General features: G+C 63.4%; 24 protein-coding genes and 2 pseudogenes. 8 read left to right on the forward strand and 18 right to left on the reverse strand.

From position 1 onward, the window contains the following. Window positions 1–18: 18 nt before the first annotated feature. Window positions 19–849 (reverse strand): phosphogluconate dehydrogenase C-terminal domain-containing protein, encoded by an 831-nt coding sequence (locus HDG37_RS04165; protein ID WP_184044599.1) that lies wholly within the window; start codon window positions 847–849, stop codon window positions 19–21. An 81-nt stretch (window positions 850–930) separates the two neighbouring features. Next, on the reverse strand, window positions 931–2,274 hold the full coding sequence (locus tag HDG37_RS04170; RefSeq protein WP_184044601.1) for an MFS transporter: 1,344 nt from the start codon (window positions 2,272–2,274) through the stop codon (window positions 931–933). A gap of 251 nt (window positions 2,275–2,525) precedes the next feature. Here HDG37_RS04170 and HDG37_RS04175 point away from each other — a divergent pair, with 251 nt between their 5' ends. Together HDG37_RS04175 and HDG37_RS04180 are read left to right on the forward strand one after the other, a co-directional pair. Continuing rightward, window positions 2,526–3,293, forward strand: a complete 768-nt coding sequence (locus HDG37_RS04175) for an SDR family oxidoreductase (protein ID WP_184044603.1) — start codon at window positions 2,526–2,528, stop codon at window positions 3,291–3,293. After that, window positions 3,290–3,649 carry a hypothetical protein gene (locus HDG37_RS04180; RefSeq protein WP_260332743.1) on the forward strand — a complete coding sequence of 120 codons (360 nt, stop codon included), beginning with the start codon at window positions 3,290–3,292 and terminating at the stop codon, window positions 3,647–3,649. The genes HDG37_RS04175 and HDG37_RS04180 overlap by 4 nt, the downstream gene beginning before the upstream one ends. 302 nt (window positions 3,650–3,951) lie before the next feature. Here HDG37_RS04180 and HDG37_RS04185 read toward each other — a convergent pair whose 3' ends face one another. The 3 genes from HDG37_RS04185 to HDG37_RS04195 all read right to left on the reverse strand — a co-directional run bounded on the left by HDG37_RS04185 (window position 3,952) and on the right by HDG37_RS04195 (window position 8,141). Then, on the reverse strand, window positions 3,952–5,577 hold the full coding sequence (locus HDG37_RS04185) for a methyl-accepting chemotaxis protein (protein ID WP_184044605.1): 1,626 nt from the start codon (window positions 5,575–5,577) through the stop codon (window positions 3,952–3,954). A gap of 105 nt (window positions 5,578–5,682) precedes the next feature. Further along, complete coding sequence (locus HDG37_RS04190; protein ID WP_184044606.1) at window positions 5,683–6,810, reverse strand: porin; 1,128 nt, start codon at window positions 6,808–6,810, stop codon at window positions 5,683–5,685. A gap of 317 nt (window positions 6,811–7,127) precedes the next feature. After that, complete coding sequence (locus tag HDG37_RS04195) at window positions 7,128–8,141, reverse strand: ABC transporter substrate-binding protein (RefSeq protein WP_184044608.1); 1,014 nt, start codon at window positions 8,139–8,141, stop codon at window positions 7,128–7,130. A 450-nt stretch (window positions 8,142–8,591) separates the two neighbouring features. On the opposite strand from HDG37_RS04195, the gene HDG37_RS04200 reads away from it, so the two are divergent. Beyond that, the gene (locus HDG37_RS04200) at window positions 8,592–9,008 is read left to right on the forward strand and encodes a DUF3579 domain-containing protein (RefSeq protein ID WP_184044610.1); all 417 of its coding nucleotides are present in this window, start codon (window positions 8,592–8,594) and stop codon (window positions 9,006–9,008) included. A 451-nt stretch (window positions 9,009–9,459) separates the two neighbouring features. After that, window positions 9,460–10,818, forward strand: a complete 1,359-nt coding sequence (locus HDG37_RS04205) for a 2-hydroxycarboxylate transporter family protein (RefSeq protein ID WP_184045256.1) — start codon at window positions 9,460–9,462, stop codon at window positions 10,816–10,818. A 70-nt stretch (window positions 10,819–10,888) separates the two neighbouring features. Here the strand turns inward: HDG37_RS04205 and HDG37_RS04210 are convergent, their stop codons facing one another. Continuing rightward, window positions 10,889–11,218 carry a helix-turn-helix domain-containing protein gene (locus tag HDG37_RS04210; RefSeq protein ID WP_184044612.1) on the reverse strand — a complete coding sequence of 110 codons (330 nt, stop codon included), beginning with the start codon at window positions 11,216–11,218 and terminating at the stop codon, window positions 10,889–10,891. Beyond that, window positions 11,125–12,119: pseudogene (locus HDG37_RS04215) on the reverse strand (ABC transporter permease). The gene HDG37_RS04210 and the pseudogene HDG37_RS04215 overlap by 94 nt, the downstream one beginning before the upstream one ends. Here HDG37_RS04215 and HDG37_RS04220 point away from each other — a divergent pair. Both HDG37_RS04220 and HDG37_RS04225 read left to right on the forward strand, forming a co-directional pair. Continuing rightward, a pseudogene (locus HDG37_RS04220) lies at window positions 12,111–13,147 on the forward strand (aminotransferase class III-fold pyridoxal phosphate-dependent enzyme); the annotation flags it as partial. The pseudogenes HDG37_RS04215 and HDG37_RS04220 sit on opposite strands and share 9 nt — an antisense overlap. Before the next feature lie 88 nt (window positions 13,148–13,235). Next, window positions 13,236–13,739: an Lrp/AsnC family transcriptional regulator gene (locus tag HDG37_RS04225; RefSeq protein ID WP_184044614.1), complete on the forward strand. Its 504-nt coding sequence runs from the start codon at window positions 13,236–13,238 to the stop codon at window positions 13,737–13,739. 92 nt (window positions 13,740–13,831) lie between these two features. Here HDG37_RS04225 and HDG37_RS04230 read toward each other — a convergent pair whose 3' ends face one another. From HDG37_RS04230 to HDG37_RS04280, 11 genes are all read right to left on the reverse strand, one after another. Then, the gene (locus HDG37_RS04230; RefSeq protein ID WP_184044616.1) at window positions 13,832–14,233 is read right to left on the reverse strand and encodes a helix-turn-helix domain-containing protein; all 402 of its coding nucleotides are present in this window, start codon (window positions 14,231–14,233) and stop codon (window positions 13,832–13,834) included. Between the two features lie 11 nt (window positions 14,234–14,244). Beyond that, window positions 14,245–15,417: an FAD-binding oxidoreductase gene (locus HDG37_RS04235; RefSeq protein WP_184044618.1), complete on the reverse strand. Its 1,173-nt coding sequence runs from the start codon at window positions 15,415–15,417 to the stop codon at window positions 14,245–14,247. Continuing rightward, window positions 15,414–16,790, reverse strand: coding sequence for an NAD(P)/FAD-dependent oxidoreductase (locus HDG37_RS04240; RefSeq protein ID WP_184044621.1), 1,377 nt, complete (start codon window positions 16,788–16,790; stop codon window positions 15,414–15,416). Before HDG37_RS04240 ends, HDG37_RS04235 begins: the two co-directional genes overlap by 4 nt. Beyond that, window positions 16,769–17,080 (reverse strand): (2Fe-2S)-binding protein, encoded by a 312-nt coding sequence (locus tag HDG37_RS04245; protein WP_184044624.1) that lies wholly within the window; start codon window positions 17,078–17,080, stop codon window positions 16,769–16,771. The genes HDG37_RS04240 and HDG37_RS04245 overlap by 22 nt, the downstream gene beginning before the upstream one ends. Further along, the gene (locus HDG37_RS04250) at window positions 17,077–17,853 is read right to left on the reverse strand and encodes an amino acid ABC transporter ATP-binding protein (RefSeq protein ID WP_184044626.1); all 777 of its coding nucleotides are present in this window, start codon (window positions 17,851–17,853) and stop codon (window positions 17,077–17,079) included. Before HDG37_RS04250 ends, HDG37_RS04245 begins: the two co-directional genes overlap by 4 nt. Window positions 17,854–17,871: 18 nt before the next feature. Then, window positions 17,872–18,528, reverse strand: a complete 657-nt coding sequence (locus HDG37_RS04255; RefSeq protein WP_018422365.1) for an amino acid ABC transporter permease — start codon at window positions 18,526–18,528, stop codon at window positions 17,872–17,874. 114 nt (window positions 18,529–18,642) lie between these two features. Beyond that, window positions 18,643–19,446 (reverse strand): ABC transporter substrate-binding protein, encoded by an 804-nt coding sequence (locus HDG37_RS04260; protein ID WP_184044629.1) that lies wholly within the window; start codon window positions 19,444–19,446, stop codon window positions 18,643–18,645. Window positions 19,447–19,523: 77 nt separating this feature from the next. Next, the gene (locus HDG37_RS04265) at window positions 19,524–20,801 is read right to left on the reverse strand and encodes an FAD-binding oxidoreductase (RefSeq protein ID WP_184044632.1); all 1,278 of its coding nucleotides are present in this window, start codon (window positions 20,799–20,801) and stop codon (window positions 19,524–19,526) included. 81 nt (window positions 20,802–20,882) lie between these two features. Beyond that, complete coding sequence (locus HDG37_RS04270) at window positions 20,883–21,551, reverse strand: haloacid dehalogenase type II (protein ID WP_184044635.1); 669 nt, start codon at window positions 21,549–21,551, stop codon at window positions 20,883–20,885. A 105-nt stretch (window positions 21,552–21,656) separates the two neighbouring features. After that, complete coding sequence (locus HDG37_RS04275; protein ID WP_184044638.1) at window positions 21,657–23,150, reverse strand: aldehyde dehydrogenase; 1,494 nt, start codon at window positions 23,148–23,150, stop codon at window positions 21,657–21,659. Window positions 23,151–23,613: 463 nt separating this feature from the next. Continuing rightward, complete coding sequence (locus tag HDG37_RS04280) at window positions 23,614–24,228, reverse strand: helix-turn-helix domain-containing protein (protein ID WP_184044641.1); 615 nt, start codon at window positions 24,226–24,228, stop codon at window positions 23,614–23,616. Between the two features lie 316 nt (window positions 24,229–24,544). Here HDG37_RS04280 and HDG37_RS04285 point away from each other — a divergent pair, with 316 nt between their 5' ends. Further along, on the forward strand, window positions 24,545–25,429 hold the full coding sequence (locus HDG37_RS04285) for a GNAT family N-acetyltransferase (RefSeq protein WP_184044644.1): 885 nt from the start codon (window positions 24,545–24,547) through the stop codon (window positions 25,427–25,429). 6 nt (window positions 25,430–25,435) lie between these two features. Then, on the forward strand, window positions 25,436–26,359 hold the full coding sequence (locus HDG37_RS04290; protein ID WP_184044647.1) for a glyoxylate/hydroxypyruvate reductase A: 924 nt from the start codon (window positions 25,436–25,438) through the stop codon (window positions 26,357–26,359). The last annotated feature ends 40 nt before the right edge of the window (window positions 26,360–26,399 follow it).

Genomic DNA, 26,399 nt, shown 5'->3' on the forward strand with positions numbered 1-26,399 from the left:
TGTTCAGCGTCTGATCGGTCACGTAATGCGGCGAATGCTCTCGGCGATCTCGGCGCGGTCGAACACGTTCTTCCAGTCATCGCGCATCAGACGCGGTTTGCCGAACTCGATCGCCTTATTGCATGCATCGGAGAACGCGCCGGGAATCTCGTTGAAGATCACCGCGGCCAGAATGTTCATATGGCCGAGCAGGAAGTCGCGCGCGGCCTGCTCCGGAACGCCGCGTTTCACGGTCTCGTCCATCGCCTCGCGCATCACGGATAGCAGCGTCGCGCAAATCGTTTCCGACAGACCGGGTTCGAGAATCGCCATCTGATCGACGCTCAAGCGATACGAACGCAGAATCGGTGCATAGATCACCTTCGCGACTGCTTCGCCGAGATCGAATGCTTCCTCCGGGCCCTGCATCAGCGCGCTGACGACCGACTGCTTCGCGTGCGCGCCACCGAAGTGATCGTGCAGCGACTTTTCGTCCGTGTCGTAGTTGAAGATGACCGGATGGCACGGATGCGCGACGAAGTACGTCAGGTCTTTGCGATCCGGCAGATGGCCGGCGAACGGCGCGGCCGCATCGAGCGTCATCACCATCGTGCCGGGGCGCAGCTTCGGCGCGATTTCATGGCTCAGCTTGCCGATCAGCGTATCGGGCACCGCGAGAATCACGACGTCGGCGCCGTCCAGCGCGGCATCCGCCGCGACCACGTCGATGCCGAGTTCGTCCTTCAGACGCTTCTGTCCCGCCGCGCCCGGTTCGACGTGCGCGACACGGTAGTCCGACTTGAGCAGGTTACTCGACAGGCGCACGCCCATCTTCCCGCCCGCGCCGAACAATGCAATCTTCTCCTTCATTCCAACTCTCCTTCAGCAGTCGATGTGAGCCGGAACGCGTGGCCCCGGGAACGTGAATCGGTGAATCGCAATCGGTGAACGTCAGTGCGCTTGCGCCGGCTCGAGCGACGCGCGGGTACTCGTGCGGCCAATCGCCAGCGCGAGCACGGTAGACATCAGCATCATCGCGCCGACGATCAGCATCGGCAGTTGATACGAGCCGCTCATGTCCTTCGCGACACCGGTGATGTACGGCGCGGCAAAGCCCGCGATATTGCCGACCGTGTTGATCAGGGCGATGCCCGCCGCGGCCGCCGCGCCCGACAGGAAGCGCGCGGGCAGCGCCCAGAAATTCGGCAGCGCGGCGAAGATCGCGCAGGCCGTGACGGTGATGACCGCGATGCTCGCGGTAGGCGAGCCCATCTGCAGCGCAAGCGGCACGCTCAGTGCGCCGATCAGCGACGGCACCGCGATGTGCCACGAGCGCACGCCGCGCCGCGTGGCATCGCGGCTCCACAGGAACAGCACGAGCGCCGCCGGCAGATACGGAATCGCGGTGATCAAGCCCTTCTGGAACACGTTGAAGTGGGTGCCGAAGCGCGTCTCGAAGCCGCCTATGATGGTCGGCAGGAAGAACGCCAGCGCATACAGGCCATAGATCAGGCCGAAGTACATCAGCGAGAACATCCACACGCGGCCGTTGGTCAACGCGGCGAGCGGATTGCCGTGCTGCGCGAGCGCGGCTTTTGCGCCCTTCTGCTGTTCCTCGGCTTCGAGTTCCGTGCTGAGCCAGTCGCGCTCGGCGGCGCTCAGCCAGCTAGCCTGCGACGGCTTGTCGGTCAGATAGAACCAGGCGACCACGCCGATCAGAATCGCGGGGATCGCGACGCCGAAGAACATGATGCGCCAGCCGGCCAGCCCGAACAGACCGTGTGCACCGATCAGCAAGGCGGCGAGCGGCGCGCCGATCACGATCGTCAGCGGCTGCGCGAGATAGAACAGTGCGAGGATATGACTGCGGTGCCTCGCCGGCACCCACATGCTCAGGAACAGGATCGCGCCCGGGAAGAAGCCGGCCTCGGTCACGCCGAGCAGAAAGCGCAGCGTATACAGACCGCTCACGCTGCTTACCCACGTGAACAGCAACGACACGATGCCCCAGGTCACCATGATGCGGGCGAGCCAGCGACGGGCGCCGAATTTGTGCAGAGCGAGATTGCTGGGAATCTCCAGCACGATATAGCCGACGAAGAACACCCCGGCCGCGAGGCCGAACTGGGCGGCACTGAGGCCGAGATCCTTGCTCATCCCGTTGGGTCCGGCGAACGAGATCGCGGTCCGGTCGAGAAAGTTGACGAAGAACATCAGAGCGACGAACGGTACGAGTCGCCACGACACCTTTCGAATGACCGACCGTTCGACGGCCGTCGTATCTGCAACGTTCACGAGTCCTCCCGCTGTGATGGATGGTCAAACTGGTGTGATGAGTAGACCATCGCGAAAGGGCGCGACGACATAGGCGTAAACACCGGGTCGCCGCGATTTTTTCTCACAGCGCGGTGATAAAAGCTCCTGGATTCTTGCATCGGTAGTCGTATGCAAGAGCTGTTCGCGCGACTGAAAATTGACCCCGTCGACTAGCGGTTCCTTGGGTGAACCTGATGGCGACAGTCTGGTTATCGAGAGAGATACAAGCAATGACTTCACTATTCGATCTGAGCGGGCGCACGGCGCTTGTCACCGGCTCGACACGCGGCATCGGCTTTGCATTGGCCGAGGGCCTCGCGATGGCAGGTGCGCGTGTGATCCTGAACGGCACGCAGGCCGATACGGTTGCCGCCGCGGCAAAGCGGCTCGCCGACCAGGGACACGACGCACGAGGCCGCGCGTTCGACGTGACGGACGAACAGGCCGTCGCGGCCGCCTTCGCGCAATGGGATCACGACGGCGTGCAGATCGACATCGTCATCAACAACGCCGGCATCCAGTTTCGCAAGCCGCTCGTTGAACTCGAACTGAGCGACTGGCAGCGCGTGATCGACACCAATCTGACCAGCGCATTCATCGTCGCAAGGGAGGCTGCGCGGCGCATGATCGCGCGCGGCACCGGCGGCAAGATCATCAACATCGGCTCGCTGACGAGCGAAGCCGCACGCGCGAGCGTCGGCCCGTACACGGCGGCCAAGGGCGGCATCAAGATGCTGACCCGGGCGATGAGTGCCGAATGGGCAGCGTCGAACATCCAGGCGAACGCGATCGGTCCCGGTTACATCCTGACCGACATGAACCAGCCGCTGGTCGAGAACGCAACGTTCGACGCGTGGGTCAGGAGCAGCAATCCCGCGCAACGCTGGGGCAAGCCAGAAGAACTCGTCGGCACCGCGGTCTATCTCGCCTCCGCGGCATCGAGCTACGTGAACGGCCAGATCATCTACGTCGACGGCGGCTGGCTGGCCGTCCTTTGAATGCAGAACCGCGCGGGCGGATAACACGACAACAGCCGGCCGCCGGCAAGACACCCTTACGCCCGCAAGCAGCCATTATCCATATCGATCTGGCGTCGCCCAATTTCGGTGTGCAGGAATGGTCCGGCACCGAGCCGCCCAACTTCGTGATTCAGGAACTCAAGGGGCCAAGAGCAGCATTGCCGGACGTGTTTCCCGGCCTGCCCGAATTCCGCAACGGATATGAGTACGCGAACGACAGACCGGGGCTGGGCGTGGACATCGATGAAGCCGAGGCAGCGAAATATCCATGCGACAACCCGGTAACGACGTGGACGCAGACGCGGCTGAAAGACGGCACCTTGCAGCCGCCGTAACGTCGTCAGAGCGCGCTTTCGCCGCCAGCCCGCGCGAGCTGCACGTGTTCGAATCACTGCGTTCGATGCGGGACATCGTCAGGGAAGGGATACGGTGCGTGAGGCCCCGGCCATTCTGGCGCGGGCGGTCCGCTCAACGCATCGCAACCACTTAAGCCAAAGAGAACCATCCCGGCGAGCAAACCGGTCGCAACGCGGCGCAGCATCGCTCGAGTGTCCATGTTGCACCTCCACGTACATCACTGTTTTGCGGTTGGACCTGCAATTGCCGTACAGGTTGCGCTGCGATCGCGTGCGCACCGTCATGCGCACGCGGGCGAAAGTGTGACAACCAGCTCAGGCCGCTTCCCGGTTGGCTCGCTGGAAGACGCGAGCGGCTCGCTCATCCGGAACACCGCGACCGCGCCGTCGAGCGCGCCCGCCTGCTCCTCCAGCGACGCCGCGGCAGCCGCAGCCTGCTCGACGAGCGCGGCATTCTGCTGGGTCGCCTTGTCCATGTGCGTGACCGCGCGGCTGATCTGCTCGATGCCTCGTGACTGTTCTTCCGAAGCCACGCTGATTTCGCTCACGATACGGGTCACGTTGCGCGCCGCGCCAACGATCTCCGACATGGTCGCGCCGGCGCGAATCGCCAGTTCGGATCCATTCTCGACCTTCGCCACCGAGCCGACGATCAGTTCCCTGATCTCTTTCGCCGCGGCCGCCGAGCGCTGCGCCAAAGCACGCACTTCACCCGCCACCACGGCGAATCCACGCCCTTCGTCGCCGGCTCGCGCGGCTTCCACGGCGGCATTCAGTGCAAGTATGTTGGTCTGAAAAGCGATACCTTCGATCGCACCAATAATGTCGACGATCCTGTTCGAGCCCGACGACATGTCGGCGATCAGGTCGATCACCTGATCGACCACTTCGCCGCCACGCGCCGCGGTTTGCGACGCGTTTTCAGCGAGCGTATTGGCCTCGCGCGCGTTATCGGCGTTCTGCCTGACCGTCGCCGTCAATTCCTCCATACTCGCGGCGGTCTGCTCCAGCGTCGCCGCCTGCTGTTCGGTGCGCGCCGACAGATCGGCATTGCCGCTCGCGATCTCGCGCACACCCTGTGCGATTGCCGCCGTGCCGAAACGAACCTGGCTGACCGCGCCAACGAGACTCTGCTGCATGCCGGCCAGCGCGCCCATCAGGCGACCCATTTCGTTGGCGCGCACGCCGCCGATCTGCCCAGTGAGGTCGCCGGCCGCGATTCGTTCGAAGTGCTGGATTACCGCGTCGATCGGTCGAAGAATCGCTGCTTTCACCATGAAGCGCGTGCAGAGGCCAAGCACCAGCGCGACCAGCCCGATTGCAGCGAACACCCAGCACAGCAGGCGAAAGTGCTGCTGCGCCGAGGTAAAGCGTGCTTCCGCGTGCTGCATCTGGAAGTTCTCGAGCGCAGATTCGGCATGTTTATAGTCGCTGAACACCGCATCGGGCGCCTGCCGTTCCGTGGTCCGGAACGTGATGAAATCGTTCTGATCGAGCGCCGTGACTTCGGGCAAAAGCACCTGTTTCAGCAACTGCTCGCGCTTTGCGCGCAGCGCGTCGGTCAGCGCCTTCTCGTCGTCGTCCGACGCAGGCTGCGCGAGATAGGCCGCCAGTTCGCGATCGCTGTGCGCGAGCCCAGTGTGGACGCGAGCGAGCACCGCATCGGTGGGCTTTCCCTGTGCCACGAGCGTTTCGTAGGCGCCGAGATCGACGCGCACATTCAGCAGCGCCTCCCCGCTCGCGGCGATGTGGCGCATCGCAACGGTCTCTTCGGTATACATCTTCTCGAGCGCCGCGTTGGTGGTCTTCAAACCAGCGACGGACATCGCGATCACGAACATCAACGCGGCGGTGTAGCCCGCGATGGTCACGCTGAGCGCGGTTCTGATAGTCGTATTGCCGAACATGCCTCTCCCTCGCCTGATGAAATGAAAAAGCGGCCGCGGAAATGTCCGCGGCCGCAAGCTGGAGAACATCGTTGAAACGGATGCGCTGCGAGGCTGTGTTCCCGATCAGAATCGGGTACGCACACCCGTGGTCAGTTCGAGCTGGTTGGTCGCGCCGAACGTGGTGCCGACCGTATAGCCGCCATGCAGCCTCATATAGTCGCCGGCCAGATACACTTCAGTGCGCTTGGACAGGTGATAAAACGCCGACCAGTACAGCGTTTCCTTGTAACCGTTGTGCAAGCCCGAGGTCGGATCGAAGGCGCCGATGTTCGCGTTCGGAATATCGCCGTCGGCGTTGTACGCGGCATTCTTCACACGCATCTGCTGATAGCCGAGCTGATAATCGAGCGGCCCCTTCGGCGACAGCTTGAGCGACACGGTCCACGCATTATCCTGACGCTGACCCAGCGCGCCCTGATTGCCGAGGTAGCGGAAGTACCCTGCATTGGCGCGCAGAATACCGAACGTATAGTTGCCGCCGACCGAAAACGACTGGTTCGTGTTGCCTTCGCGGTTCACGTGGCTATAGAAGCCCGACACGTTGAACGGGCCGCCGTTATAGCCCAGCGCAGCCTGATAGTTGGCGTTGGAGCCAAAACTCGTCGAGTTGCCGAACGCGTAACCCGCACTCGCGAAGATGCCGTTGCTGAACAGCTTCTTCCACGCGACGCCGTTGTTATAACGCGTGCCGGTCGCGCTGGCCGCGTAGAAAATCATCTGCTTGAAGTTGTTCGAATTCGTCCAGCCACCTTCTTCGTACCTCAGCTTCGCGCTGCCATACGGATCGCCATAAATCGCCGCTGCATCGCGTGCGATGGTGTTCTGGAAGCCTGCCGTAATCTTGCCGAACGTGTCGTTCTCAATACCGACCCATGCGTCACGGTCGAAAATCTGACCCGGATCTTCCATTTGGCCGTTGGCCACGACGAATTCGCTCTCGAGCCGGAAGATGATCTTGGAACCACCGCCGATGTCCTCTGCACCCTGCATGCCCCAGCGGCTGCCGCTGAACCAGGGTTCGCCGTCGTTGCCCATGCCGATGACATGATTGCCGTTCGCATCAGCATGCGTCCGATAAGTCGGGAAGCTCAGGTCCATCAGGCCGTAAAGCTGCACGCTCGACTGCGCGTGTGCGCCGCCTACCCCGAGTGCGCTGAGCGCGACAGCCAGCGAAAGATACTTTTTCTTCAAGATCGTCTCCTCAGACAACTGCGTTGAAATTGTGTTTTCCCTACTCACGGCTGCCTCCCTTTCGAGGTCCCGGCAACCGCTTCGGTATGCGAATGTTCATCATGCTAGTTACCCGAATCCTTCACGTTCCTTTCCTGTGTCATTCATGCAACTCAGTGACTCTACCGATATGCGCAATGACGCTCGCAGCAATAATTCGGACTACTGCTGTGCCGGAACAGGCTTGGAAGCGACGCCTGGACGTCTATCGACCACTACGGGACAAATTTGCTCACGTCCCTGCGGACGACCGCGGTAACGCGCCAGCCGGCTACGACCTATTTGGCGCTGACAAACTCGTTCGTATACGTTTTGCCCAACTCGACATGCTTGCCCTTGACCGACGGATTGAACGCCGATAGCACCTTGAGCACCGTGGTCGGACCGTCGGCCGGCATCTTGCCGTCCGCTGTGTACATCGGCAGCGACGCCCGCAGTGCGCTCACGTAGAGCGGCTTGTCTTTCTGATAATCGTCGGGCATCTTCCCAGCGATTTCTTCTGCGCTATGCGTGTGGATGAACTGCATCGTGCGAACGAATGCATGCGCGAGCTTAGTCGCCTCGGCCTTGTGCGAATCGGCCCATGCAGCCTGCACGTAGAGACTCGACGCCGGATAGGTGCCGCCCAATGCCGCCTTCGTGCCTTCGACCGAGCGCATGTCGACGAGCACCCTCGCGTCGCCGGACTTTTGCAATGCCGAGACGGTCGGTTCAGTCGTCATGCCGGCGTCGATGCGGCCTTGCTTGATCGCCGCGATGAAGCTGGCGTCGGCGCCCACCGGCAGCATCGTGTATTCAGTGGACTGAATGCCATGCTGTCCGGCAAGGTACTGCGTCAGGAAGCTGGTTGAAGAACCCAGGCCAGTCACACCAAGCGTCTTGCCCTTCACGTCCGCCATCGATTTGATCGTTTCGGCCGCTTTGGTCGAGACCATTTCGACCTCGCCCGGCACTTGCCCGAACACGACGATTGCCTTGACGTCCTTGCCCTTCGTTTGCAGATCGATCGTATGGTCGTAGAACCCGACGACAGCCTGAACGGCACCGGCCAGCAGTTCGTTTTCAGCATCGACGCCGGCAGGCTGCGACAGCAATTCAACGTCGAGCCCCTCGTCCTTGAAGTAGCCGAGCTGTTCGGTCAGGCGAGCCGGCAGGTAGATCAGCTTGGTGATACCGCCCACCATGATCGTGATCTTGCCGCTATCCGCGGCTGCCGCGTGCTGCGAGGCAAGGCTGAACAACAGGCTGGAAGCGACAGCAATATGACGAAACACACTGAACTTCGGTTGCATCGATAGTCTCCTTTATTGTTGGCGGCGAATGGCTGCCTGTTTGCATCGATGGCGCGATTGTCGAAGCGCGAACCCTTCCCCCAGCTTTCACGGCGAGGACCTGCATTTAGGGGATTTCCATGAGAGGGCCCGACTATCCGCGCAAGCACGACAGCGTTGCAATCGGCAAGACTCCGTGTAGGCAGCAAATTCGGCGGCCGCCGGTTGTGCCCATGGAAAACCCCCATCGGAACGCGCAGTGGCTGAAAGCGTTCAGAAGGTTCGGCTCTCCTAGAATTGCATCATCGATTGCGGTGATCCCATCGTGCTTTCAACGCCGACCATCGGCGCAATCGCGGCTTGACTTTGCACGGCGACGTCTTTCGGATGGAACGCGATGCTGGACGAGCCGACGCAATGACAATGCGTACACCTGCTACCTGACGACGCGCATGCCGCGACAGCCGCAACATGACTAACGATGGCATTGAGCACTACCTGATCCGCGGCGTGACGTCGCAGTGCAAGCTCTTCCGGCCAGGCGACTGGGCCGAGCGCCTGACCGGAGTTGTTGCACTGTTCGTAGGGGAACGCTGCCCCGGCAACCCGATAGCCAGCACACGGCTTGCGATGCCGGTTGTGGAGCAGGACATCAAATGCCTACGTGTCTCGAACGAATTGCGACGTATCTGTCCGGACGGATTTGATTTTGTGATGCGCTTCGCCAGCGACAACGATCTGATGGTCGATATCTGCCGCGCGCTGGACGATAACCCTGGACGAGATCCGCAACCTGAGCGGCAGACATCCGGAAGCAACGCAAAGGACCGGATGGATGTGTCGCCGGTTCCAACTGCCGCTACCGTTGCTACAGAGTCGAGCGGCTGATGCGACCGCCAGGAGAAGGCTGATGGAGACACTCACTAAAGTGCGTTACACCTACGCGTGCGCAGCATGCGGATACCGCGGGCGCGTAGTTCGTCCGGACGCGTCACATGCGAGAAAGCTGGCCATTTGCGCGCGGTGCGACGGACAGGTGTGGCTCAGCGTCGATGCCGCAACCGCCCCCGGCGAAGCTTCGGCGGTCTTTTCAGCGCAAAGGCTATCAGCCCACACAAGTCGCGGATGATGCAGAAGTTCTGCATCGCCAACCATTCCGAGTTGATCCGTTATCCGATCCGGCACGGCGTAGTGCCTGGGTGAACTCGCGGGCGCCTTTGTTCCTCGTGCAATTGGCCATCCCGCTGCCGTTCATCGATCGGATATCACTTCAACTGTATCGAAACGCGAGGCCGGAAGACATTCCCGGCGCGCTAACTCAAGGAGACACGCTGTGTCCATCACCACACCTACGCCGGAGCATTCACCGGCGGCGTCCGCGCAGCGGTCCGACAACGCCAGCCGATTCTGGCCGGAAGGCTGGTGGAAGCTGATGGAATACAGAATCGGCATCATCCCGCTGCCGGTTTATTTCATTCTGCTCGCGCTAATCACCGGGTTCGCGGTGACGGGCAAGATGCCGGGCGAGATTTCGATGGCGATCGCCGTGCTGGCGTTCTTCGGCTTCACCTGCGCGGAGCTGGGCAAGCGCCTGCCGCTTCTGCGCAATATCGGCGCGGCCGCGATCTGCGCGACGTTCGTACCTTCCGCACTGACTTACTATCACCTGTTGCCCAAGCCAATCCTCGGCCTCACGACCGAGTTCACGAAGCAGAGCAATTTCCTCTATCTGTTCATCGCGTCGATCATCGTCGGCAGCATTCTCAGCATGGACCGGCGCGTGCTGATCAAGGGCTTTCTCAAGATCTTCGTGCCGCTCGCGCTGGGTTCGCTGGCCGCATGCATCGTCGGAATCGCGGTCGGCTCGGCATTCGGACTCGGCGTGCGTCATACGCTGCTGTATATCGTCGTGCCGATCATGGCGGGGGGTGTTGGTGAAGGTGCCATTCCGCTGTCGGTGGGCTATTCCGAAATCATGCATCTGCCGCAGGGCGAGCTGTTTGCACAAGTCTTGCCGCCGGTGATGCTCGGCAGCCTCACTGCCATCGTGCTCTCCGGCGCGCTAGACATGCTCGGCAAGCGCTTTCCCCATCTCACCGGCGAGGGGCGCCTGCAACCTGGCGAGACAGACGAAATGGATCCTGTCCAGCAGGAGATTCGCGGTCATATCGACGTGACGCATATCGCGGCGGCCGGCATCACGGCGATCACGCTGTACCTGCTCGGCTTGATGTGCCGCAACCTGTTCGGTCTGCCCGCGCCGGTTGCCATGCTGTTCCTCGCGGTGTTGGTCAAGCTGGCGCGCGCAGTCTCGCCGCCGTTGCAGGAGGGCGCATTCGTCGTCTACAAGTTCTTTTCGACCGCGGTGACGTATCCGCTGCTGTTCGCGATCGGCGTCGCCATGACGCCATGGGACAAGTTGATCGCTGCGTTCACGTTGGCCAATATCGTGACGATCGTCGCGACCGTGACGACACTAATAGGCACCGGCTTTCTGGTTGCGCACCGGCTCAAGCTCTACCCGATCGACACGGCGATCGTTAATGCATGCCATAGCGGCCAGGGCGGCACAGGCGACGTCGCGATCCTGACCGCGGCGAACCGGATGCAACTGATGCCCTTCGCGCAGATCGCCACGCGCATCGGCGGTGCTATCGTCGTCACGCTGACGTTGATCGTGCTCGCGCATATCGGTTGATGCGTTACTGGCCATGGGCCGGCGATGGTCGCGCAACGCGCATCGCGCGGCACGCCCAACGAGAGCCGGTCTAGCTAAGCCTGGCCTCGGGCGAAGCGACGAAATGCCCCGGCGTCACGCCGACCGCGCGCCGGAAATGTCGGCCAAGGTGACTTTGATCGAAAAATCCGACTTCGGCAGCGACCTCACAGGGCGGCACGCCGTCGCGCAATAGCCGTTTAGCGTGCTGTATTCGCACCAGACACACATAGCGATGAGGCGAAATACCGACCTCTTTGCGAAATAGCGTGGCGAAGCGCGAAACACTCAACCCGGCGGTGGCGGCAAGCGTCGCGAGGCTGACGGGCTGCGCGAATGAGCTCTCGATAAAAGCCACGGCCCGCCTGATCGCGCGCGACATCGCCACGGTCCTATCGCCTGCAGATAGCCGAGGCAGAGCAGCAGCGTGCAGGCCTGTACGAGCGGGAAGTCGCGGTTGCTGACCGCGTCGACCATCAGGCTGGCGAGGCCCGGGTAGTTGAAGATGTTCTCGACGACGATCACGCCGCCAAGCAGATAAGACAGGCTCAGCGCGATTGCATTGGCGATCGGGCCGATCGCATTCGGCAGTGCGTGGCGCAGTACGACGCGGGCGGGGCTCGCGCCCTTGAGCATCGCCATTTCCACATACGAAGAACTGAGTTGCTCGATCACCGCGGCGCGTGTCATGCGGGCCATCTGCGCGATCACGACCGCGCACAGCGTGACGACCGGCATCGCATACGCGCGCAGAAAGTCGTGCAGGCTCTCGAGCTCACCGCTGTACGACAGCGCTGACAGCCAGTGCAGCTTGACGGCCAGCACCAGCACCGCCAGCGTCGCGATCAGGAACTCGGCGTGGCGACCAGCGACAGCGTACCGAGGCTCACGATCCGATCGATCAGCGAGTCGCGCTTGACTGCCGCGAGAACGCCCGCCGACACCGCGATCGGCACCGACACCCCGGTGGTGATCGCCGCGAGGGTCAGCGACTTCGGCAGGCGCCCTTCGATCATCTCGGACACCGGCAGACAGCTCGACAGCGACACGCCAAAGTTCGCGTGCAGCAGACCGACGAGCCAATGGAAGTACCCCAGGTATGCCGGCTGGTCGAGGCCGAACTGCAGTCGCAGCGCCGCGACCGTATCCGGCGTCGCCGACTGGCCGAGTGCGGCCTGCGCGGCATCGCCCGGCAACAGGTTGGTGATCACGAAGATGATGATCGAGACAATCAGCAGCGTCAGCGCAGTGATGGCGACGCGCCGGCCGATCAACTGGGCGATATCGACGGCAACGAACTGCTCGACGCATTTGCGGGCCTGTGGTGCGTGAACGTGGGTTACGGCCAGCAGAGCATCGTCGAAGCGGCGACGCGCCAGATGACCAAGCTGCCCTACGCGACCACCTACTTCCACTTCTCGTCGGAACCCGCGATCGAACTGGCCGAAAAACTGGTGTCGCTTGCGCCCGCTTCGCTGCAGCACGTCTATTTCACGCTCGGCGGCTCCGATGCGATCGACTCCGCGATACGCTTCATCACGCATTACTTAAATGCAACGGGGCGCCCGGCGAAAAAGCAGATGCTCGCGCTCGAACGTGGCTATCACGGCTCGTCGTCGGTCGGCGCGGGGCTCACTGCGCTGCCCGCGTTCCACCGCACCTGTTCGTCGCCGACGAGGTCATCACGGGCTTCGGTCGTAGCGGCCCGCTCTTCGCGTGCGAGGCCGAACAGGTCGAGCCGGATCTGATGACGGTGGCGAAGGGGCTGACCTCCGGTTATGCGCCGATGGGCGCGGTGCTGATGTCCGACGAAATCTACCAGGGCATTGCAGGCGATGCGCGCGATACCGCGGTCGTCGGTCACGGTCAGACCTACTCCGCGCATCCGGTAAGCGCCGCCATCGGGCTCGAAGTACTGCGTCTCTATCAGGAGGGCGGTCTGCTCGCGAACGGCATCGCGCAGGCACCGCGCTTTGCCGCCGGGCTCGACGCGCTGCTCGCTCATCCGCTGGTGGGCGACTCGCGTCATCGCGGGCTGCTCGGCGCGCTGGAACTGGTCGCGGACAAGAACTCGCGGGCACGCTTCGATCCGTCGCTGAAGCTGCCGGACCGGATCACGGCCGCAGCCTACCGCAACCGCCTCGTGTTCCGCGCATTCGGCGACGGCATTCTCGGTTTCGCGCCCGCGCTGTGCTTCGGCGAGGCCGAGTTCGAACAACTGTTCGGCCGTCTGCGGCGCACGCTCGACGACGTGCTCGAGCAGGCGGAGGTGCGTGCCGCATTGCGCGGCGCGAGCCGCGCGGCCGCCTGAGCGCGTGATAACATCGGCCTGCGCGTTGCTTGACCAAGGCGAAGCGCAACGAAGCGAAAAGCAGAACCTTCGACGGGCAGACCGATACATGACGACAAGCGGCGAAACGAAGCTGGACCGGATCGACCTGCGTATTCTTTCGCAACTCCAGAAGAAAGGCCGTATCACGAACGTCGAGCTTGCGGACGCCGTGGGGCTCTCGCCGAGCCCCTGTCTGATTCGCGTAAAAAGGCTTGAAAAGGCCGGCTATATCGTCGGCTACGGCGCACATATCCAACTGCAGAAACTCGGTGACGTGCAGATCGTGTTCACCGAGGTCACGCTCGCCGACCATCGTCGCGAAGACTTCGCCAAGTTCGAGGCGGCGATCCGTCCTGTGGACGAGATCATTGAATGCCATCTGGCGAGCGGCGGCTACGATTACCTGCTGAAGTTCGTCACGCGCAGCGTCAATCATTATCAGAGCGTGATCGAAGGGCTGCTGGAGCGCGATATCGGCATCGAGAAGTATTTCAGCTACGTCATCATCAAGACGCCATTCGTGAAATCGGAATACCCGCTGGAAACGCTCTTCTCGCAGCAGCATCAATGAAGCGGTGATGGTTTCGGCTGCGCGCGCCGGCCCGATCGGGTCGAATGCGTTCGAGGCCACCGGCGCGACGCCGGTGGCCTGTCGACTTGCAGTCAACCATTCGAGCTCAGCCATTCCCCCGGCGTTCTGCCAAGCACACGTTTGAAGTGCCGGCATAGATGGCTTTGATCGAAGAAGCCCACCTCGGTCGCGACGATCGACGGCGGCAAGCCTCGTCGCAACAGGCACTGCGCATGCCGTACGCGCACTAGCCGCACATATTGCTGCGGCGACACGCCAATCTCCGCGCTGAAGCGCACCGCAAACCTCGAAATGCTCAACTGCGCGACGGCCGCCAGTTCGGACAGGCTGATTGGCTCGGCGAAACAGGCATCGATGAAGTCGAGCGCACGCTGCACGGCGCGGCTCACGCGATTCGGCGCGCGCGTCGGATGACGGCTCGCGCCCACAAGCTCAGGCGCGGATGATGACGAAGTTGGGCTCAGGCTCAGCATCGACGCTCCGCTCACGCAACGCGCGACGTGGGCGGCACTGTCGGTGCCGTCTCCCGACTGGCCGCGAAGCGGCGGATGTCGAACGGCTCGAGCGGCGTGCTGGTGGCGCCGGTGTCGATCAGTTCGGCCATCGTGTCGCCTACGCCCGGACCAAGCTGAAAACCGTGGCCGCAAAAACCGAACGCATAGAACAGGCCGCCGGTCGTCCCGCTTGCACCCATGATCGGCTTGTCATCGGGCATATAGCCTTCCACGCCGCTCCACACCCGGATGATGCTCAACTTGCGCAGCATCGGCGCGACCCGCTGCAGTTGTCTGAACTGCAGCAACGTGCTTGACGGGAGAACCTTCGCGCGACGCTCGTCGAGATACGCAGGCGCACGCGCGCAGCCGCCGATCACGATATTGCCGCGCGCGACCTGGCGGAAATACACCACCTCTTCGATCTCCGGCGACGACACGCCGACCACCGGCTGGATCGCATACGGCACGGGTTCGGTAACGGCCATCTGTGGACCGTTGACGGCGATCGGCACCGCTTCGCCAAATTGCTCCGACAGCAGGTTGCCCCACGCACCCGCCGTGATCAGCAGCACGGGCGCATGAAACGTGCGGCCGTCGGCGCTCGTCGCGCGAAACTCGGCGCCCTCTTTTTCCACCGTCACGACATCGCAGTGTTCGACGATCTGCGCACCGAGCCGAGCCGCGGCGCGGGCGAACGCGGGCGCCGCGAGGCGCGGATTCGCGTGCCCGTCCATCTGCGAATAGGAGCCCGCCAGCACCTCCGCACCGAGAAACGGAAACCGCGCGCGCAGCGCGTCGCCGCGCAACAGGTCGAGCTTGAGACCGTAGTGCGCGGCCTCCTTCGCATAGGTTTCGAACTGGTCGGCCTGCTCTTCGCGATAACAGACGCGGACATGGCCCGACATCAGAAACTCGGCGTCGTGCTGGATCAATTCCGGCAGACGCCCCCAGATTTCGCGCGAACGGTTCGCCAGCGGCAACTGCGGCAGAAAGCGCCCTTGACGGCGCACGTTACCGAAGTTGGTGCCGCTCGCCTGCTGCCCGACGAGTTGGCGCTCGAGCAGGATCACCGAGCGGCCCCGCTGCCTCAGAAAAAATGCGGTGGACGCACCCATGAACCCGCCGCCCACGATCAGAACATCGGCTTGTGCACGGTTCACTCGGTATCCTCCACGGTTGCGATGGCCAGCGGCTTGACCGGCGCCTGTCCACGAAGTCTGCCAACCTGCTCGAGCGGCACGTTCGCCGCCGCCGCGATCACCTCCGCACCCGCATGGCCGCAGTAACGTCCCTGACAGCGCCCCATACCGACACGGCTAAAGGCCTTGGCACGGTTCGCTTCCTGCGCGCCTTCATCGCGCACCACGCGGCGCAGTTCGCCCGCGGTGATGCCTTCGCACCGGCAAACGATCGTATCGTCGGACAGACGCGCCGCCTGCGCGGCAGGCCACGCAAACGCCTCTGCCAGACCCAGCCGGAAGCGATCCATTTTGCGCTGTTCGCGCGTCAACGCGTCGAGGGTGGTCGCCGCAACGGGCCGCCCGAGATCGCTCAGCGCAGCGTGGGCCGCGAGCCGTCCGGCGACCTCGGCGCCGTCCGCGCCGAGCACGCGCGCGCCATCGCCCGCGATATAGACGCCCTTTTCGCTACTGCGACCGAGTTCGTCGATTTGCGGCACCCATTGCCGCGTGATCGCGTCGAAACGGAACGCACAGCGCGCGAGATCGGCAAGCTGGGTTTCCGGCCGCAGGTGATAGCCGAGACCGACCGCGTCGCATTCGACCTGCGCGACGTTGCCGCGCGCATCGCGAAAGCGTACGCCAAGCACGCCGTCGTCCGGAGTGCCGAGAATTTCGAGCGGCTCGATGCCGTTTTCCACCCGCACGCCTGAGCGCTTCAACGCGCTCACGAGCGCGCGGCCCTTGCGCAATACGTCGACGCGCGCCAGCAATTTCGGCAGCGCGCGCAAGCGCGCACCGGTCTTCGACGTGTCGAGTACTGCCGCTACCCTGGCGCCCGCCTGCACATACTGGTTCGCGACCAGATACAGCAATGGGCCGGTACCCATGAAAACGACCTGACGGCCAATCGCGCAGGCCTGCGACTTCAACGCGATCTGCGCAGCACCGAGGCTGTAGGTACCGGCGAACTGCCAGCCTTTGACCGGCATCAACCGGTCGGTCGCGCCAGGGCACAGGATCAGCGCGTCGTAGCGCAACACGCTCGCGTGTCCTTCATGCACGATATGCAGCTTGCCTTGCCCGACGTTCCACGCCAGCGTCTGCGGACGGTAATCGATCTGCGGGCGCAGTCGCTCGAAAGTTCGATGGAGGTTCTCCGCGCGCGCGGCTTCCGTGCCGTACAGCTTCGAATACGGCCGCGTGAAGCCATCGGGCTGACGCCGGTAGATCTGGCCGCCATCGCGCCTGCCTTCGTCGACGACGATCGGGCGGATGCCGGCCGCCAGCAGCGTTTGCGCGCAGCGCACCCCTGCAGGCCCGGCGCCGACGATTACGATGCGAGGTTCGGCCATTGCGCCTCCGGTTGCGTCGTGACGACGCGCATGCCTGCTTCGACCACCGTGGTGCAGGCGCGCAGCCGCTCGCCGTCCGCGGTCCATACCCAGCAGTCCTGACACGCGCCCATCAGGCAAAAGCCCGCGCGTTGTTCCGCGCCGAACTCGGACTGCCGCACATGCCGCACCGAGCACAGCATCGCAGTGAGCAGCGTGTCGCCGGCCAGCGCTTCGACCGGCGCGCCGTTGATCGTCAGTTCGACTTTGGCGCGAACCGTCTCGCCTACGCGTACGAATCTGCCGTTCATGCCGCGGCTCCTGCCATACCGTCGGGCGCGACGTGAGCGTCGCCGCGATTGGTCAGCACGTGGCGCAGGAACTCGCGGGTGCGCGCCTCGCGCGGCGAGCCCAGCACCTGCTGCGCCGTGCCCTCCTCGATGATGAGTCCCGCGTGCAGAAAACACACCCGGTCTGCCACCTCACGCGCAAAGCCCATTTCGTGGGTGACCACCAGCATCGTCATGCCTTCCCGTGCAAGGGTGCGCATCACGCCGAGCACTTCGCCGACCAGTTCTGGATCGAGCGCCGAGGTCGGCTCGTCGAACAGGATCGCCTTCGGCTTCATCGCGAGCGAGCGCGCAATCGCCACCCGTTGCTGCTGCCCGCCCGAAAGCTGGTGAGGATAGGCGTGCAGCTTGTGGCCGAGCCCCACCTTGTCGAGCAGTTCAGACGCTTCGCGTTGCGCGTCCGCGCGCGCGAGGCGCTTGACGTGCACCGGCCCTTCCATCACGTTCTCGAGCGCCGTACGGTGCGGGAACAGGTTGAAGCGCTGAAACACCATGCCGACCTGGGTGCGCAACTGGTTGATGTTACGCGCGCGCTGTTCGACGCGCTCGCCGAGCAGACGAATTTCGCCTTCGTCGTATGACTCCAGCGCGTTAATGCAGCGCAGCAGGGTTGACTTTCCCGAGCCCGACGCACCGATCAGGCAGACCACTTCGCCCTGGCGGACGTTGAGCGAAATGCCCTTGAGAACGGGTACGGTGCCAAAACTCTTGTGCACATTCGTGATTTCGATCATCGCATCCTCACTTCGCACTTATCTCGCCCTGTGCCGACCGAAACGTCGTTCAAGCGTGCGGGTCATGCTCATCAGCGGCAAGCTCATCGCGAGATAGCCGAGCGCGACGAGCGTATATACCGTCAGATTCTGAAACGTCGACGACGCGATCAGTTGGCCTTCGCGCGTCATTTCGGCGACCGTGATGGTCGACGCGAGCGATGAATCCTTCAGCATCATCACGAGCGTGTTGCTGTACGGCGGCAGCGCGACCTTGATCGCCTGCGGCAGGATCACCCGTATCATCGTCTTCACGCGGCCCATGCCGATCGACTGCGCGGCTTCGTACTGGCCCGGATCGACTGCCTCGATACCCGCCCGGAAAATTTCCGCGACGTAAGTCGAGTAACCGAAACCAAGCCCAATGATGCTGGCCTGCAGCGCCGACACCTGGATGTGGATTTCCGGCAGCACGAAGTAGATGTAGAACAGCAGCACGATCATCGGCAGGCCGCGCACGACGTTGATCATCGTGCTCACACCGCGTACGACGAGGGGATAGCGCGACATCTTCAGCAATGCCCAGGTCAGGCCGAGCACGGTGCTCAACACCAGACAACCCAGCGTGATGACGATGCTCATCACCGCGCCTTGCAGCAAAATCGGTACAAAGTCGGCTATATCTTGCCAGTGCATGTCGTGCCTTCCATTGCTCTTCGTATTCGTTCAGTCCGCCGCGCCGCAGCGCGACGGACCTGGCAGGACGAGTCCCGCGTCGCCGCGGGCACGGCTCTTTTCACGCGAAGCCAATCAGCTCACGAGGTGCCACTTTTTGAGGATCGCGTCGAGCGTGCCATCGGCCTTCATCTTCGTCAGCGCGTCGTTGATCTTTGCCATCAGCGCGCTGTTGCCCTTCTTCACCGCGATCGCGATGTCGAACTTTTCCATCGGCACATACGCGTCGTCGACCCGCGTCCCCGCCATCGCGCCCGCTGCTTCCTGGGCCTTCAGGATCGGATAGTCGTTGAAGCCCGCGACGATGCGGCCAAGCGCGACATCGCGCGTCATGTCGGCGGGGCTGTCGTACATCTTCACCTCGGTGAAGATGCCGAGCTTCTTCAACTGATCGCCGTAGTCGGTACCGGTCGGCGCCCCGACCGTCATGCCCTTCAGGTCCTGCACCGAGTGATAGACCGCCTTGTTCGTGTCCTTCACGATGATGCCTTCGCCAAACGCCGTCACCGGCTGCGAGAAATCGACCACTTCGGCGCGCTTCGGCGTCGGCGTCATGCCGGCAACGATGATGTCGATCTTGCCCGATACCACCGACTGGATCAGCGCCGAGAACGGCACCGCGTCGTACGACACGTTAAAGTTTTCGCGCTTGCCGATCTCCTTGACGACATCCGGCATCATGCCTTCGATCTGCTGTGTCTTCACGTTCATGAACGTGGTCGGCGCGCTCGAGGGCGGCGAGCCCGCGGTGAGCGTCGCCGTTTCGGCAGCGTGGGCGGCGCCGAACATCATCGTCATCGCGAGGCCCGCGCCGGCGGCAAAGCGCTGCACGGTGTTGAAGCGGACGGCGGCTGCAGGCTGGAACATGAAACGCAACATGGGGATTTCCTCTGGGAATAGTGATTTTCAATCTACGCGCTGCCCGACCATCTAACGGTAGCGATCAGTCGATCCATTCAATGCAGTACATCCTGCAACCTGTAATACGCGCCGACGAGCGGCAGAAACCACGCGCGTCCAAAATGTCCTGGAATCGCGGGCCATTCGAGCGTTCGCCACGGATTGCGCGAGGCGGCGCCGAACATCACGTCGGCCATCAGACGGCCCATGTGCACGGACATCTGCACACCGTGGCCGCTGTAGCCCATTGAATAGAACAGTCCTTCATGCTGGCCTGCGCGCGGCAGCCGGTCGGCCGTCATGTCGACGAGGCCGCCCCAGCAATAATCGATGCGCACGTCGGCCAGTTGCGGGAAATAGCGTGCGAGCCCATCACGCAGAATCCGCCCGCTTTTCTCGTCCGAACGCGGATTCGACATCGCGAAGCGCGCGCGGCCGCCGAACAGCAGACGCTCGTCCGGCGTCGCACGAAAATAGTTGCCGATGTTCAGCGTCGTCACATACGAGCGGCGCGTCGGCAACACCGCATCGAGGCGCGTCTTGCCAAGCGGCTCGGTTGCGACGATGAAGCTGCCGACGGGCGCGATGCGGCGCCGGAACCATTGCAGCGGACCGACCTGCGACGCACCGGTGGCAATCAGCACGCGCTCGGCGCGTACCGTCCCGAGCGGACACTGCACGTCGAACGCGTTGCCGCCGAGCGGCTTGAGGTTCGTCACCGGCGTGTTCTCGTAGATCTGCGCCCCACGCCGTGCCGCTGCCGTGCCGAGACCCACGCCGAATTTGCCCATGTGCATCTGCATGCCGTTGCGTTGCACGAGGCCGCCGAAAAAGCTGTCCGACCCGATCTCGTTGCGAATCTGCTCGGGCGGCACGAGTTCGACATCGGAATCGACTTCGCGCCGCAACACCTCGTACGACTTCGCGAGCGACGCGAAATGCTGCGGTTTCGCAGCGAGTTTGATCTTCCCGGAGTGGCGCAGATCGCAATCGATCTGCTCCTCCCCGATGAGCGTTTTCACCGTTTCGACGGCGCCGGCATACGCACGGTAGAACTCCGACGCGCGTTCGCTGCCGATGCGCGCGGACAACGCCGCGTAGTCCTGCGCGACGCCCGTATTGCAGTGGCCGCCGTTACGGCCCGATGCCTGCGCCGCGAGTCGGCCCGCCTCGAACACGATCACCGACATGCCACGTTTGGCCAGCTCCAACGCAGCCGACAGCCCGGTGAAGCCGCCGCCGACCACCGCAACGTCGACCCGCTGCGGTAGCGGACCCTGGGCGCCGCTGGTAAAGCGTGGCGCAGTGTCGAGCCAGTAGGAGTCGAGCTTCATCGTGATGCGTTCCTGTCGGTTGGTTGCCCCGCTTTCAGCGGCGCGCGGGAAGCGATGTCGTGAGAAGGCCGGACGTGCGAATCAGAGGCCGAGCAGCGATGCCAGTTGCGGAATGCCCGACACTTCGTTGACGCCGTAATACGGGTTCAGCGGCTCGTGACTACGGTTGACGAACGCCTTGTGTTTGATGCCCATGTCGTACGCGGTCATCAGGTCATAGCGGAAGCTCGACGACACATGCAGCACGTCTTCCGGATTGCAGTCCAGTTGCGAGAACATGTACTCGAAGGCTTTCTGCAGCGGCTTGTACGCCTGTGCCTGCTGGGCGGTGTAGACCTTGTGGAACGGCGCGCCGAGCTTGTCGACGTTGCTGTGGATCTGGTCGTTCGACGCATTCGACAGAATCACGAGCTTGTACTTCGAGGCCAGTCGCGACAGCCCTTCCGGCACGTCCGCGTGCGGGCCCCAGCTCGGCACGGCCTCGTAGATCTTCAGTGCGGTCGCTTCGTCGAACGGCACGCCGGTGCGTTCGCAGGTGCGGCGCACCGAGTTCACGACCACGTCGCGATAGGGCTTCCATGCGCCCAGCACTTCGTCGAGGCGGTAGCCACGGAAGAACTCGACAAACTCGTCCATCTTCGCCTTGTCCAGCTTGTCGCCGTAAAGCTCGCGCGCGGTCTGGCCCATCTGGAAGTTGGTCAGCGTGCCATAGCAGTCGAAAGTGATGTACTTCGGCTCGAAATCGATCATGGTCAACATCCTGTCGTCGTGGCGAACCTGGTTGCAGGCTCGGGTTCAGTTTCGGGTTGAATCAGTGCGGTTGATGCTTGCGTATATCCGGTGTAAAGCCGTGCTTCACAGCGTTTCGAAATCGATCAGCACACTCTTGTGCCGCATGCTCGCCACCATCGCTTCGCGGCCGAGATCCTTGCCGATACCGGACTGGCCGAAGCCGCCCGTCGGAATGATCATGTCGCCGCTGCGGCCGTAACGGTTGATCCAGATGGTGCCCGCGGCGATGCGGCGCATCGCCCGCAACGCCTGACCGATGTCGCTGCTATGGACCCCCGCCGCGAGACCGTAGATCGGATGCGCGGCGAGCGCGATGCCCTCTTCCTCGTCGGCGAATGTCTGTACCGTCAGCACCGGGCCGAATAGTTCCTCGCGCACGGCGGGCGTCTCTGAAGTCACATTGGCGAGCAGCGTCGGGCGGTGGAAATAGCCTTTGTCGGTGCCGTCGAAAAAGCCGCCGCCGAAGATCACTTCCGCGCCGCTCTCGCGGCTCTGCCCGATCAGCGCTTCGATGCGTCGCGCCTGGGCGGCATTGATGATCGGCGAATAAGCGGTGCGGCTGTCCCACAGCGGGCCGGGCTCGATCGGCTGCAGTTGCCGTTGAATGGCGGCGACCAGCGGCTCGGCAATGCGCTCGTGCACGATCAGCCGCGTGCCGGCCACGCAGGCCTGGCCGCCGTTGGCCGTAAAGCCGCGGGCGACACAGCGCGCCGTATACTCGAGGTCCCGCACATGTTCGAACACCAGTTGCGGGCTCTTGCCGCCGAGTTCCAGCGTGACGGGCTTGGTGCCGTGCATCGCGGCGTCGCTCATGATCGCGGCGCCCGTGCGGGTCGAACCGGTGAAGCTCATCTTCGAGATGCCTGGGTGACGCGTCAGCGCGGCGCCCGCCGTCGCTCCACGGCCATTCACCACGTTGAAGATGCCCGGAGGAATGCCGGCTTCGATGGCGAGTTCCGCGAGACGCAGCGTCGAGAACGGCGTCATTTCCGACGCTTTCATCACGACCGCGTTGCCCGCCGCGAGCGCGGGACCGCACTTCCATGAACACATCGACAGCGGAAAATTCCACGGTGTAATCGCACCGATCACACCGTACGGCTCCGATGCAACAAAACCGAGACTGTCGCGGCGCGTGGCCGCGATATCGCCACCGAGCTTGTCGGCCAGCTCCGCGAAGAAGCGGATCGCCTCCGCGGTGAACGGCACATCTGACGTATAGCTTTCCGTCACCGGACGCGTCGAGCTGACCGTTTCGAGTTGGGCGAGGTTCACCGCATCGCGCTCGATCAGATCGGCCCAGCGGCTCAGCACCTTCGCGCGCTCGCGCGGAGAGCGGGTGCCCCAGCCGCTCGTCTTCCATGCCGCTAGCGCATTGCTGACTGCGTGATCGACGGTGGCATCCGACGCGTCCGGCACATGGCCAAGCAGCGCGCCGTCCGACGGCCGATGAACGGCGATCTGTGCTTCGCCCGCCGAATGGTACGCACCGCCAATGAAATGCCCCTGCGGCAACGGCACGGCTGAAGGATCGAAATCGAGTGACGGAGTGGACATGTCCGGCCTGATCAGTAGGTTCAAGTGTGTGGTGCCGCGTGCGCTTACGCACTGATGACTGCGGCACCACTCGGCACTGCTGTTCGCCATCGCGACCGCCGAATGAACGAACATCGGATGAAGTTCATTTTAATGAACACCAAATGAAATACTAGTGGTCAAAAATAAACTGTGTGAAAAGTTCGTTGTGCGCTGCGATACATTGCCCGCCTCGCAGAGCACACCGCCGCACGGGTGGGCACGGACCGCAATCCCGCACGGCTGGGGCGCGCACGAGCGAGGCGACGCGACACGCCCGTGCCGTCGTGCAACGCAAAACCGAAAAGTGAATGAGAGAAAGAAAGGCGTTGACGTCAGCCGCCGTCCGTGCGAACCGGACGCGACGCGTCAGAGCGAGCGAGGAAAAGAGAGGGAGGACAGCGCCGCATGCCGCACGACATGCGGCTCCGGAACAACAAACAGATCAAAGATGAATGACGGGCGGCTGCGTGTTCATGATCCACAGCAAACGAGCAGTCTTCCTGCTTTCGTTACGCACGCTATGCGGCACCGTGCTCTTGAACTGGAAGCTGTCTCCAGCGCGCAGTTCGGAGCGCCGGTCGCCGACATTCAGCACGACCGTGCCTTCCAGCACCAGGCCCGCCTTCTCGCCAATGCCTACCAGCACTTCTTCGGAACCGGAGCCGGCCGGCAGCATGATGATCATCATCTGCAAATCGTGATCGCCATGCGGCGACAGCAATTCTTTCTGCATGCCGTTCTTGCCAACTTCGAACAGCGGCCGCTCGGCCGCCTTGCGCACGAAATCGCCGGTGATCGGGTCCGAGACCGCGTCGTCTTCTTCGAGGAGCGCGGTCAGCGGAACCTCCAACGCTTGGCGCAGGCGCTCGAGAATACGCACCGACGGATTGGCCTTGTTGCGCTCGACCTGACTGACGGTGCCGACCGACACGCCCGCGCGCATCGCCAGTTCGTTAATGGACAGACCCTGCGCGACGCGCAGCGCGCGCAGACGAGCGCCGACGTTGCCGTGAACCGGGTCGGCCGCGCGCTTCTTGCTGAGTTCTGTTCGCTGCATGTGTTTCCCGTTGATGACGATGCGCCCGGCTGCCTATGTGCCGCCGGTGCGGTTGTTGTGCTGGGCGCGCACGGTCGCATCCGATGAGGCGCCAGCCGCCTCGTTACAATGAACGCCCGCTCAATTTTTCATCATTATATTGAATATAGCACCCGCGGGGTGAACGCCAAAATACCTGTGCAATTGCGTGGCGCGTCGCTGCCGCCGTGAAGCAGACCCGACCACACACCGGCCGAATAACAAAAAGATCGTCCTATGAAGCAGGCACCGGGAATGCCACAGTTTAGGCTGATCATGCCGCCAGCAGGAGTTTGAAGTGTCCGAATCAACCGTGAAGAAATCACTGACCTATCGCCGCTTCACTGCCGAAGACATCGCCGCCGCGCACGGCCTCTCGGTTGCGGTGCGCTGGCCGCACCGCGCCGATGACTGGCGCTTCATGTACGACGCCGGCACCGGCTTCGTCGCCGAAGACAATGGCGCCGTGATCGGCACCGCGCTCTGCTGGAAATTCGGCGCGGACCGCGGCACGCTCGGCCTCGTGATCGTCTCGCCGGACGAACAGGGCCGTGGCATTGGCCGCAGGCTGATGGAACTGGTGCTCGAAGAACTGGGCAACCGCGTGACCTTCCTGCACGCAACGGTCGCGGGCAAGCCGCTTTACGAAAAGCTCGGCTTCGTCAGTTGCGGCGGACTCACCCAGCATCAGGGCACGCTCGGCAGCGTGGCCGCTGTCGCGCCGCCGCCCGGCGAACAGTTGCGTGCCGCGAGGCCGGACGACACGCCGAAGCTGATCGAACTCGCGTCGCGCGCGAGCGGCTTCGACCGCAGCGCGACGATACCGGCGCTGCTCGGGTTCGCACAAGCCGTGGTTCTCGAACGTGACGGCGAAGTGGTCGGTTTCTCGCTGTTCCGTCCGTTCGGACGCGGTTACTCGGTTGGACCGGTGGTCGCGCAGCATGGGTCCGACGATCTGCGTGCCCGCGCACTGATTTCGTACTGGCTCGCGCAGCACGCCGGCGACTTCGTGCGGATCGACGTGCCGGACGACGCCGGCATCAACGACTGGTTGACCCATGTCGGCATGTCGCGCGTCGATTCGGTCGAAAAGATGGTGCGCAACGCGCCCGCCGACTTGCGCGAGGTGGCCCCGGACCCGGGCTGTCGCGCGTTCGGCATCATCAATCAGGCGATGGCGTAAGCGCCAATGACCGTCCTCTACAAAGCCGATCCGGCGCGTGGAGCGCTATGGGCCGAGCGCTTCGCGCAGCTCGCGCCCGACGTGCCGTTCCGGGTGTGGCCGGACCTCGGCGATCCCACGGCCGTGCGCTATCTGGTCGCGTGGCAACCGGGAGACCTCGCGCTCACGCTGCCGAATCTCGAAGTGGTGTTTTCGGTCGGCGCGGGAGTCGATCAACTGGATCTGTCGCAGATTCCGGCGCATCTGCCGGTAGTGCGGATGCTCGAGCCGGGCATCGTCGAAGGCATGGTCGAATATGTCACCGAGGCGGTGCTGGCGATTCACCGCGATCTGTTCGATTACGGGTTGCAGCAGCGGGCGCGCGTCTGGCAGCCGATGCCGTTGCGCGCCGCCGCGTCGCGTCGAATCGGCGTGCTCGGCCTCGGCATGCTTGGCCGCGCGGTACTGGAGCGTGTGCGGCTGTTCGGCTTCGCCTGCGCGGGCTGGAGCCGCTCGAAGCATGCGCTCGAAGGGATCGACTGCTATGCGGGCGAGGCCGGGCTCGACGAGTTGCTTGCGCGTGCCGACATCCTGATCTGTTTGCTGCCGCTCACGGACGCGACGCGCGGCCTGCTCTGCCGGCGGGTATTCGACATGCTGCCGCGAGGCGCGTCGCTGGTTCACGTCGGCCGCGGACCGCAACTCGTCAGCGCCGACCTGCTCGACGCGCTGCAACGCGGGCAGATTCACAGTGCGGTGCTCGATGTCACCGACCCGGAGCCGTTGCCCGCCGACCATCCGCTGTGGGCGCAACCGCGCGTGCGCATCACGCCGCATATCGCAAGCGCGACGCGGCCCGAACCGGCCGTCGATGCGATACTGGAAAACCTGCGCCGCTATCGCAGCGGCGAGCGAATGAACGGCTTGATCGACCGGACGCGCGGCTACTGATACCCATACGCGGCCCGACCTCCGAACGCAACCCCATTTC

It is taken from the genome of Paraburkholderia sp. MM5384-R2 (genome assembly GCF_014201025.1).
Taxonomy (GTDB): domain Bacteria; phylum Pseudomonadota; class Gammaproteobacteria; order Burkholderiales; family Burkholderiaceae; genus Paraburkholderia; species Paraburkholderia tuberum.